This window comes from Candidatus Angelobacter sp., assembly GCA_035607015.1.
Taxonomy (GTDB): Bacteria; Verrucomicrobiota; Verrucomicrobiia; order Limisphaerales; family AV2; genus AV2.
In genome coordinates, this window is record DATNDF010000313.1 from 1 (window position 1) to 10,865 (window position 10,865).

Here is a 10,865-nt window from a genome sequence, read left to right on the forward strand (position 1 = left end):
CATCAAGAAAGAGGCAGCGCGGCGTGGGTGCTAGCCGCGCTGCGACCTGCGATTTTACTACTGTGTTCTTGAGCCAAACAGCAGGCCAGAGAAAGGGTTAGCAGCCAATATGCCGGAGATTGCGTTGACGCTGCCCGCCAGTTTTCGGCGGAAACCAAAGAGGTTCGGATCGCCACGATCGGGCGCGGAGTCCGGCTCGCGGCCTCATCCAGGGACTCCGCGCTCCGGCGGCGGCTCGTTCAGCACCGCCCAAAACATTCCCAATTGACCTATCGCATCCACGAATTGTTGAAAGCCCACCGGCTTGACCACGTAAGCATTCACGCCAAGCTTGTAGCTTTCAACCAGGTCGGATTCCTCCCGTGAGGAAGTCAGCATGACCACCGGAATGATCCTGAGGTCCGCGTCGTTTTTCATCTGGCGCAACACTTCCAACCCATCGACTCTCGGCATCTTCAAATCCAAAAACACCACGATCGGGTGGCCGGCGGGCCGGTCCTGAAATTTTCCGCGCCGGTAAAGATAATCCAACGCCTCCACGCCGTCGCGCGCCACCGAAACCTCGTTGCTTAATTTGTGTTGCTTCAAAGCCGACAACGTCATTTCGACATCATTGGGACTGTCCTCCACCAGTAGAATTGGTTTCAACGGGTTCATGAGTTATTCCTTTCCGACATTGGGAAGTGTGAAATAAAAAGTCGCTCCCTCACCGACTCTGCCCTCGGCCCAGGTCCGCCCGCCATGGCGGGAAACGATTCGCCGCACGTTGGCCAGTCCGATCCCCGTGCCTTCAAACTCGTCCGCCTGATGCAGGCGTTGGAACACGCCGAAGAGTTTGTCGGCATACTGCATGTCAAATCCGGCGCCGTTGTCGCGCACGTAAAACTCGGTTTCAGTTCCGTTGGCGCGACAGCCAATCTCCACGCGCGCCGGTTCCCGTCCCCGGGTGTATTTCACGGCGTTGGACAGGAGGTTGGCCCAGACCTGTTTCATCGCGGCCCGGTCAACAAACACCTCGGGCAACGATTCGATGGCCCATTCAATATTCCTTCCCTCGGTATCCCGTTTCGTTTCCTGGAGCACTTCGTTGATCAACTCGTCGGTCCGAATCACTCTTCGACGCAGTTCGACGCGGCTCATTCGGGAGAAAGCCAGGAGGTCATCGATTAACGCGGCCATCTGCCTGGCGGCCTGTGAAATGACCTCCAGGAAGCGGTGTCCGTCTTTGGTCAATGCAGAACCCGACTCCTGCCGGAGCATTTCGACGTATCCGCTGATGTGGCGAAGCGGCGCCCGCAGATCGTGGGACACCGAATAGGAAAATGCCTCCAGCTCCTTGTTCAAAACTTCCAATTGCGTCGTGCGCTCTTCGACCCTCCGTTCGAGAGTGGCGTTCAGATCGTTGATTTCATTGCGCTGGTGTTGCAGATTCGCGGTCATTTCGTCGAATGCCCGCGCCAACTGGGGCAGCTCTCCGGTGGCGCTGCCGATGCCGGTGCGGGCACTCAAATCTCCTGCTGCGACCCGCCGGGTCGTGTCGGCCAGCGTTCGAACGGGATACAGCACGTATCGGTTCGCATAAACCAGGGCGGCAATCATTGCCAGCACTGCGATCCCGCCCAAAATGGCGAGGTTAACCAGCAAAAGGTGCTTCGTCTCCGCATAAGCCAGCAGCGTTGGGATCCCCACGCTGACGAACAGGTTTGCCTGCGAACCATTACGGATGCTGGTGAACGCGTATAGCCTGGGCACGTCGTCGAGCCCCGTCATTTCGACGGCACCCTCTCCCTTGTCCAGTATGGTCGAAAATATGGGCGAGTCGGATACCGACCGGCCGATCCATTTTTCCGGCTCCGGGTAACGGCCCAGGACGTGGCCGCTGTGGTCGAAAACCTGGACGATGCCCCCTTGGGGGAGTTGGGACGTGACAATGGATTTGTTCAGCACGGCCAGATCGAGCGCGGCATAAACCACGCGCGCCAGGTTGCCTTTTTCGTCGAGCACCGGATAACCAAAGGGTAGGCTCGGGTGGTTCGTGCTTCCGCCGGCCTGATATTCACCGATGGCCAGATCACGAGTCTTGAGAACCCGCTGCAGATGGGGTCGGTCAGCCAGATTGGTCGGGCCACGGCGACCGAAGGTGCAGGCGACCAGATCGCCATTCGTTTCGATCAGGCCAAAATCAAGGTAGTTGGTATAGAGTTTGGGCATGCCGCTGAAAAACGCGTTGAACGCCGCGAGGTCGTTTCCCCGGGCTTGAGGGAGGCGGGATATTCCGGCGAGATGCTGGCGGGTCGCTTCGATCAAGCCGTTCTGGCTCGCGGCTGTTAGTTGCACCACTCTCACGGCATCCTTCTCGACCCTGGCGACTCCTGACCGCCGCAGTTCCAAATTCGTATAGAGCGCCAGCAACAACGCCGGAATCGTCGGCACCAGAACAAGGAGAAGCAGGCGTGCGCGAAGTCCCATACCGGGTTAATCGGGTTTCAGTCGTCCGACGGTCCGGATTGCGCCGTCAGGACGCCGCCGGCACATTTTGCTTCGGTGCTCCTTATTTCTCCGATTGTTCACTCCTGCGAAGGCTAACGTAATTTGGCAGTTCAGCAAATGGAAATCGGTCGCGGGACGTAACTCGAAGGCGACAGTGTGGCTGCTTGATCCCGCTTCCTGACTTTGGTTGAAAGAGCGCCGGTTTGTCCGTCGGTGCCCTCCGCGCCGAGGACTCGCCGTGTTCTGCGGCGGTGAAGGTCACGCTGCAATCCGCTCCCCAGGAGGTGAGACGACCGCGATCCCTTATGAGCCGGTGCGGCGTCAAGCCACGAGGTTTTCGATGATCTCTCCCTCCACATCCGTCAACCGGAAGTCGCGGCCCTGGAAACGATAGGTCAGCTTCGTGTGGTCGAAGCCAAGCAGTTTAAGAATCGTTGCGTGAAGATCGTGGACGTGGACCTTGTCTTTGACGACGTGGAAACCGAAATCGTCGGTTTCGCCGATGGTGATGCCCGGTTTGATGCCGCCGCCGGCCAGCCACATCGTGAACGCCTGCGGATGGTGGTCGCGGCCCTGCTTGCGTCCGAAGTCGGCATTCGCCTCGACCATCGGGGTGCGGCCAAACTCCCCGCCCCAGATCACCAACGTGTCATCGAGCAGGCCGCGTTGTTTAAGATCTTTCACCAGCGCGGCGCCGGCCTGGTCGGTCTTGCCGGTCTGGTCCTTGATGCCCTTGACGACTTCGCTGTGATGATCCCAGCCTTCGTGAAAGAGTTGCACGAAGCGCACGCCGCGTTCGATGAGCCGCCGCGCGAGCAGACAGTTCATCGCGAAAGACGGTTTGCCCGGTTCCACGCCGTACATCTTGAGCGTCTCCGGCGATTCTTTGGAAACATCCATCAGCTCCGGCGCGCTGCTCTGCATTCGAAACGCCATCTCGAACGAATTGATGCGCGTGGCAATCTCAGGGTCGCCCGTGGCGGCGAGATGCTGTTCGTTCAAATCTTTGATCAGGTCGAGTGTGCGGCGCTGCATTTTGTCGGTGACACCGGCCGGGTTGGAAAGAAACAGCACCGGGTCTCCGCTCTTCCGAAAGGGCACCCCTTGATAAATGGTCGGCAAAAATCCACTGCCGTAGAGCGCCGTTCCCCCGCTGAGGCCGCCGGCGGAGTTGAGCACGACGAAGCCCGGCAGATTCTGCGACTCGCTGCCGAGTCCGTATAGCGTCCACGCGCCCATGCTGGGCCGGCCAAACAGCGGAGAGCCGGTCTGCATCAGCACCTGGCCGGGCGCGTGATTGAACGCGTCGGTGGTCATGGATTTCACGATGGCGATGTCATCCACGACTTCAGCAAGGTGGGACAACGCTTCGGAAAGTTCCGCGCCGCACCGGCCGCGCCGGGCGAACTTGAATTCGCTCGCGAACAGCGCGGCGTCCGGCTTGATGAACGCGTATTTCTGGCCCATCACGACCTCCTTGGGCACGGGCTGCCCGTTGTATTTGGCCAGGGTCGGCTTGAAGTCGAATAAATCAAGCTGGCTGGGCCCCCCGCCCATGAACAAATAGATGACCCGGTTCGCCTTCGGTTTGAAGTGGGGCTGTTTCGGCGCGAGCGGACCGGTTGCAACAGGCGTTCTGGCCGCGGCGCGAGCCGCGTCCTCACCGAGCAACGACGCAAGCGTCATCGAGCCAAGGCCGACGCCGCACTGGCGCAAAAACCAGCGGCGGGTGATGAACCTGGCGTGCTCGGCGCGCAGGTCTTCAATCAAACTTAATTTTGCGTTCATGGCATCTCACTCTTTCGTGATGGTTTCATCGAGATTCAAAATCGCGCGGCTGACCATTGCCCAGGCTGCGGCCTTGTGCAGGTTCACATCGGGCGGAATCTTTTTGATGTCCGGGACGGCGACGCTCAACGCCGCGCCGGTGTTCTCCTCGAACTGACGATATTGCTCCTGCCAGAAGGCGAGCAGTGATTTCAATTCGCGCTCGGTCGGCGCGCGTCCGGTGCAAAGGCGAAACGCGTAGGTCGCGCGGCTGCGGTCGTCCTTGCCGCCTTCCTTGAGCGCCCGCAAACCGAGCGCCTGCGCGGCTTCAACGAACGTTTTTTCATTCAAGGTCGTGAGCGCCTGCAACGGCGTGTTGGATCGGGCGCGGCGTGTGCAGGAGTTTTCCGATGTCGGCGCGTCGAACGCGATGAGCGAAGGAAACGGCAGTGAGCGCTTCCAGAAGGTGTACATCCCGCGGCGATACCGGTCTTCGCCGGTGCTCTCCGGCCACGAAAAACCGCCGTACACAGTGTCGCCCACGCTCGAAGGAATCGGGGGCCGCACGCTCGGCCCGCCAACCTTGAGGTTCAACAGGCCGCTCGCCGAGAGCGCGATGTCCTGGACGATTTCTCCCTCCACCCGGAAACGGGGACCGCGCGCCAGCAGACGGTTGTAGGCGTCTTTCGCCAGTAACTCCGGTGGTATTTTGGATGATTGCCGGTAGGTGGACGATTTGACGATCAAGCGCTGCAACGCTTTCACGCTCCAGCCGCCGTCCATGAACTCGCAGGCCAGCCAGTCGAGCAATGCGGGGTGGGACGGAGGCTCGCAGCGGGTGCCGATGTCTTCCGGGGTCGTGAACAGGCCTTCCCCGAAATATGCCTGCCACACGCGGTTCACAAAAACGCGCGCGGTGGTCGGACTGCGCCGGTCCACCAGCCACTCCGCGAGTCCAAGCCGGTTGAGCGGCGCGTCTTTCGGGAACGGATGCAGCACCGCGGGCACGCCCGGTTCCACCGATTCACCGGGCCGCTGCCGGTCGCCGCGCTTGAAAATGCGCGTGTCGCGCGGCTGCGCCCGTTGTTGCAACGCGAGCGTCGTCGCGGCGTAGGGCCAGTAGGTGAACGCGCCGTCAATCCGCTTGTTGACTTCGGCAAATGACGGTTCGCCCTCGCGAAACACATTGAACAGTTCGCGTCGTTGTTCCGGCGTCCGTTGCTCCGGGGCAATTGCGAGCAGCCTGCGTTGCTCCTGTGTGAGCGGATCGACTTTCAACGGTGTCGCATTCGTCGTGGCGCTCAGGCGAAACCGGCCGAATGTGTGGCAGTCAAGCCCGGCGGCCTTCGCCTCGTTGCTCTCAAACTTCTGGTGGATGGTGAACTGCAATCTCGTGCCGCCCGGAAAACTCGGAATCGGGTCGGCGCACTCGAACACCGCGCGCTGTTCCCTGTTTTTCAAGATCGGAAAAACACTCGCCGTCCATCCGCCCTTGTCGGTTTCTCCGTCAATCGCGTTCGTGATGCTGAAGCCGGGCGCTTCGGCGCTTGCCAGTGCGCGGCGGAACTTCACCTGGTTGGTCACGGTCGGATTATGCAGCGCGTATGCTTCGCATTCGAATTCCTTGAGCAGCCAGCTTCCGGTGTGCATCAGGCCCGGACCGCCGTATGGAAGATTGGGATGGGTGAGCACCTCCAGACGGAAACCGGTGATGTTCGTCGGCGGCGCATCCACCCACACGCGCGTCACATCTCCCGGCTGCAGATCGCCGCCGCCGAGCAGTGATTTGTCGCCTTGCTTCTCATACTTGGTGGCGAAGTCGTGCCACTCGGCCGGATCGAGAACGATCCAGTTCCCTTCCGCATCCGCCGCCTCCTTTTCCCATTGTGTCATGTGCTCCGTGAGGTTCGTCGAATCCATCATCGCCTGCTCTTCGAGCGAGCGGACTTTCGAAAGCAATTCGTCGCGCTGCTTTTGTTGCTCCGCGGTGGGCACTTCGATGAACGGCTCGTCGTCGTTGTTCAGAAACGCGAAGAGCTGGTAATACTCGCGCTGGGCGATGGGATCGAACTTGTGGTTGTGACATTGCGCGCACTGGATGGTGAGGCCGAGGATGCTTTTGCCGATGCAATCCATCCGGTCAATCATCGCCTCGATGCGGAATTGTTCCGGCTCGATGCCGCCCTCCTGATTGAGCATCGAGTTGCGCAGGAAACCGGTGGCGATGCGTTGCTCGATCGTCGCATGCGGCAGCAGATCGCCGGCGATCTGCTCGATGACGAACTCGTTGTACGGCAGATCGCGGTTGAACGCCCGGATGACCCAGTCGCGATACGGCCAGATCGAGCGCGCGGCGTCCTTCTCGTAACCATTCGTGTCCGCGTAACGCGCGGCATCCAGCCAATGCCGCCCCCAGCGCTCGCCGTAGTGCGGCGAATCCAGCAGCCGCTCGACGAGTTTGTCGTACGCATCCGGCGATTTGTCGTGAACAAATTCGTCCACCTCGCCCGGTGTCGGTGGCAGGCCGGTCAAATCCAGGCTCAAACGGCGGACCAAGGTGACGCGATCCGCTTCGGGCGATGGCTTCAACCCTTCCTTCTCCAGCCGCGCGAGAACGAAGCTGTCAATCGGATCGCGGACCCATTTTCTGTTTTTCACGACCGGCACGGGCGGACGCACCGGCGCTTTGAACGCCCAGTGATCGCGCTTGTCCGCAACCTTCACCGACGCGCTGTCCGGCCAGTCCGCGCCCTGATCGATCCAGGCGCGCAACAGCCCGATTTGTTCGGGAGTGAGCCGGTCGCCCTTTTGCGGCATGAGCTTGTCATCGCCTTTCAGCCCGGCGACGAGCTGGATCATCAGGCTCTCGCCGCTTTTTCCCTGGACGATCACCGGCCCGTGTTCGCTGCCTTTCAGCGCGATTTCCTTCGCGTCCCAGCGCAACGCCGCTTCCTGTTTCTTCTCTCCGTGGCAATCATAACAACTCTTCGCCAGGATCGGTTGAATGTCTTTGACGAAATCGACCTTGCGGTTCGCGGCCGGCGGCAGTTGAGAAATGTCCGCGCGGACGGACGGGAGTGAACTCGCGGCCAGACCAAGAAGGACCGCCAGCGAACCCGCGGACCTGCGGGCGATGTCAAACGGGTCCGGTGTCAGAATAGAAAGCATCTATGAGCCTGCGTTCGTTTCATTCGCCTGAAGAGCGACTGTTTTTCGACGGCCAACGGCCGGAACAGATTCACAGGCTTACGATGAAAATAGGGCACGCGACCCAAACAAACAAGGAATTAGCCGGGCCCAAAAGGCTTTATCGGGATGCGGCGGTCATGACAATTTCGAGTGGATAACCGGCCACTCGAATGCCATACTACAACGCATGGAGAAACCGAATCGCCGGAGCGTGGACGCCGCGCGGCGTCAAGCGGCGGAAACCTGGCTTCGCTGCCAGGGCCTGATCACGGTCTCCCTTAACCAAAAAGTGTTACCCCATTTACCCCTCTCTTGGGTGCATCAATAGCTAGTGCGCACACATGAACTGCGGAGCGCGTTATGAACACAACTTTCCAATCTGGTTTGCTGGTCGCGGTTGTCGCACTTCTGTGCGGGTGCGCGAACATGAAGAACGACCCTGAACGCCGTTCCGACGCCGATGTGCGCGACCTGTTCAATCACGCGCTTGTGGACTGCCAGAAAGCCAACTGCGATCCAGTGGCCGCAATCTCGCTTCTTAGTTCGCACTACTGGTTGCCCCAATCTGTCGAACCACTCATCCGCAAAGGAGCGAATGCACTGCCGCTTTTGAAGGAACTCAGTCGCTCGTCTGACTTCGCCGAGAAGCAACTGGCGTCCACCTGCATCGAACTCATCGAAGCGCCACGCCTCGAAAAGGGCACACGGCGAACCGAGGACAAGAGCGGTATCACTCTCGTCAGCTTCACCGCGTCGCGCTAGCCAACACACAGTCCGACCCAACCGGCTGTCCCGCGAAACGGTGTGTAAGAATCTAGCGGCGCTCAGGCCGCGGCGGAGGAAGGTCGGCCGCCTGTGGCGACGAAGCCGGTGAGGGAAGTGAGTGGGAATTGAATGGCGGATGTGAATTGAACTTGGATCGAGAAACGGGTCACGACCGATGAAAATAAAATACATTCCGGGCTTGCCGCAGCTTCTTGCGCTGTGCGGGCTGTTCGTCTGTCACAACGCGTTCGCATTTTACAATTCTTCGACGGGCCGGTGGCTCAGCCGGGATCCTGTCGAAGAATCAGATGGCGCAAACATTTATGTTTTTCTGAGGAATGATGGGATCAGCAGCACAGATTACATGGGGCTTGAATGGCAGATTCAACGAAGAGGTGGGTTGCGTGCAGATGCTAAAGCCACGAGCACAAGCGACACATTCGATGACCTCGCACGAAATATTGGATTGGATACTTCTGACTACAAGAAGTGGGCTCAGACCAGCGACACGAAGCCCAATCTCTGCGCAGTATATTCAATCCCAAACACGATTTACATTGACTATGGTGAGTTCAAAGTTTTGGACCAAGTTCCATGGTCCATCATCAGCATTTGGAGATCGCAAGCAAGTGCGGCTCGGGCCAATTGGGAAAAAAACGTTTTCTCGTACTGCAAAGCGAAGGTGTAATAGATGAAGAAATTAAAGGCCACTTGGCTAGTCCTAATACACATGGCTATATGTTTATTGGCCACGGGTGGAAGGAAGCGATCATAAATTCCTACTCACATTTAGGCGATGACATGAGCGGAGTTGGTCCAGATAGATACTCGTCACATGGAATTGCGTTCCTTTATCTGAAGGCTTGTTACAGCGCTTACAAAGTTCCTATTATCAGAAAACACTACAGATATAACGCTTGGGAATCCAACGTAGCAACCCGAGGTAGGTTTGTAGGCTATGAGGGTACCGTGTCCACGCTGACCGAAGTATTCCAATGGGCAACTGCCAAAGGGAAGAACGATTATCCATTTTCAGTAGGCAAATAACTAACCAAACTCCTTTCCTGATGTTTACTCGGTGGACATTCCCCATGGCAATAGGACTTGCCCATTTGATTGTTTCATGCACGCCTCCAGTTACTCCGGCCCCAAAAGCAGCGACAATAAACAAACTCAATCGCGTGTATCACACCATCCGCGTCTTAGAGTCGGAGAATCATCTTAGCATTGGCGAACAACTCCGACGGATTACTAACGCAATCACGTTGCAGGATAAGTGGACTCGTTTGGTCGTAGAAAGCATGGCAAAAGACGGAATAGACGAGACAATTGCTCGTGAGACTTTGTGCCAAGATGGCTACGGTAACCTGTTTAACATCGATTTCAAGACAAGCTTAATTGCAAAGGGTGCTCCAAATAAGCTTACAGGAGTCGAGTTTGATGTAATCATTTGGTCGAGCGGCGAAAATGGAATCAATGAAGATGGACAAGGCGACGACATTTTCCTGCCCGCAGAAAAAGTGCCGAGGTAAGGTCACGGCTAGTTTGAAACATGGCTTCGACGAGTGGCCTTGCCTCGATTTGGTGGACAAGCTTTTGAAGTGGGATCAGGAAGCCGGCGGGAGATGAACGGAGGATTTGAAGTGAGCTTGGAGCGAACAACGGGTCACGACCCATGAAAACGAAAAACATTTTCACTGGAGTAACCCTTCTGCTTGTCTGCGCCGGCTCATTGCTGGTCATCGGCACGGTTACGGGACGAAAGTCCGCGAGTCGGCGTTTGACATTCGTCGTGCAACAGCGCCGGACGCCGGATTCGTTGTCTGGGCTGCTGTCGTTGACCCCGAGGGAATTGGTCGCTGTGGACATCGGGCGGATGAACCTGCTCTGCGCTCAAGGACTTGACAGACCGGAGGACTCGAACTTGGGCGGCGCACTGGCGATGCTTGATCAAATGGCGGAGCGTGTTCGGGCCGAAACCGACCGCCATTTCCACCGTTTCCGGCAGAATCCCGCTGAGTTCGACAATTCGGAGGGTTTTTTTCGGATGATCATGCTGGCGGTGGTTTTGGCGGAAGATTTTGAGGTGCATTATGCGCCGAACAAAATTGGCAGTGCGGCAGAGGCCCGCATGGGTGATGGATTTTATAGCGACGCGAAAGATGTGTTCCTGGAAGGGCTGCTCGGCGCAAAGCGGGAAGGTACGTGCAGTTCTCTGCCTGTGCTGCAAGTCGCGGTGGGGCGGCGGCTGGGTTATCCACTCAAGTTAGTCACGACCAAAGGGCATCTGTTCGTTCGGTGGGAAAATTCGCAGGAGCGATTCAATATCGAGGCGGCGGGACGTGGGGTGAACCGATTTGCAGATGAATACTATCGCCACTGGCCACTGGAGGTCTCTGCGGAAGAAGTGGTGGCCGAAGGCTACTTGAAATCGTTGGCACCCGCCGAAGAGCTGGCGGTGTTTATGTCGGTTCGAGGCATGTGTTTATTTGAAGCGAGGCGCTACGCTGCGGCTGACCTGACCCCCAAAAGCTGGACATGACATAAATGAAGTTCTGCTTCAAAAGGAGCAGAACATGAAGAGAAGCAGATTCAGCGAAGAACAAATCATCGGCATCTTGCGGGAGGCTGATGGGGATAGTCCCGTGAAGGTA

At 58.0% G+C, this 10,865-nt stretch carries 8 protein-coding genes; 4 read left to right on the top strand and 4 right to left on the bottom strand.

The features are described 5' to 3' along the window. Nucleotides 1–204 precede the first annotated feature (204 nt). The 4 genes from VN887_12500 to VN887_12515 all read right to left on the bottom strand — a co-directional run bounded on the left by VN887_12500 (nucleotide 205) and on the right by VN887_12515 (nucleotide 7,425). Nucleotides 205–657: a response regulator gene (locus tag VN887_12500; GenBank protein HXT40825.1), complete on the bottom strand. Its 453-nt coding sequence runs from the start codon at nucleotides 655–657 to the stop codon at nucleotides 205–207. Nucleotides 658–660: 3 nt separating this feature from the next. Further along, nucleotides 661–2,469, bottom strand: a complete 1,809-nt coding sequence (locus VN887_12505) for an ATP-binding protein (GenBank protein ID HXT40826.1) — start codon at nucleotides 2,467–2,469, stop codon at nucleotides 661–663. 342 nt (nucleotides 2,470–2,811) lie between these two features. Then, nucleotides 2,812–4,278 (bottom strand): DUF1501 domain-containing protein, encoded by a 1,467-nt coding sequence (locus VN887_12510; protein HXT40827.1) that lies wholly within the window; start codon nucleotides 4,276–4,278, stop codon nucleotides 2,812–2,814. A 6-nt stretch (nucleotides 4,279–4,284) separates the two neighbouring features. Next, nucleotides 4,285–7,425, bottom strand: coding sequence for a PSD1 and planctomycete cytochrome C domain-containing protein (locus tag VN887_12515; GenBank protein HXT40828.1), 3,141 nt, complete (start codon nucleotides 7,423–7,425; stop codon nucleotides 4,285–4,287). Between the two features lie 381 nt (nucleotides 7,426–7,806). Here VN887_12515 and VN887_12520 point away from each other — a divergent pair, with 381 nt between their 5' ends. The 4 genes from VN887_12520 to VN887_12535 all read left to right on the top strand — a co-directional run bounded on the left by VN887_12520 (nucleotide 7,807) and on the right by VN887_12535 (nucleotide 10,753). Beyond that, the gene (locus tag VN887_12520) at nucleotides 7,807–8,208 is read left to right on the top strand and encodes a hypothetical protein (GenBank protein ID HXT40829.1); all 402 of its coding nucleotides are present in this window, start codon (nucleotides 7,807–7,809) and stop codon (nucleotides 8,206–8,208) included. 178 nt (nucleotides 8,209–8,386) lie between these two features. Beyond that, nucleotides 8,387–8,899, top strand: coding sequence for an RHS repeat-associated core domain-containing protein (locus VN887_12525; protein ID HXT40830.1), 513 nt, complete (start codon nucleotides 8,387–8,389; stop codon nucleotides 8,897–8,899). Between the two features lie 493 nt (nucleotides 8,900–9,392). After that, complete coding sequence (locus tag VN887_12530; GenBank protein HXT40831.1) at nucleotides 9,393–9,743, top strand: hypothetical protein; 351 nt, start codon at nucleotides 9,393–9,395, stop codon at nucleotides 9,741–9,743. 344 nt (nucleotides 9,744–10,087) lie between these two features. Beyond that, a complete protein-coding gene (locus VN887_12535) occupies nucleotides 10,088–10,753 on the top strand; it encodes a transglutaminase family protein (protein HXT40832.1) in 666 nt (221 codons plus the stop codon). Nucleotides 10,754–10,865 lie beyond the last annotated feature (112 nt).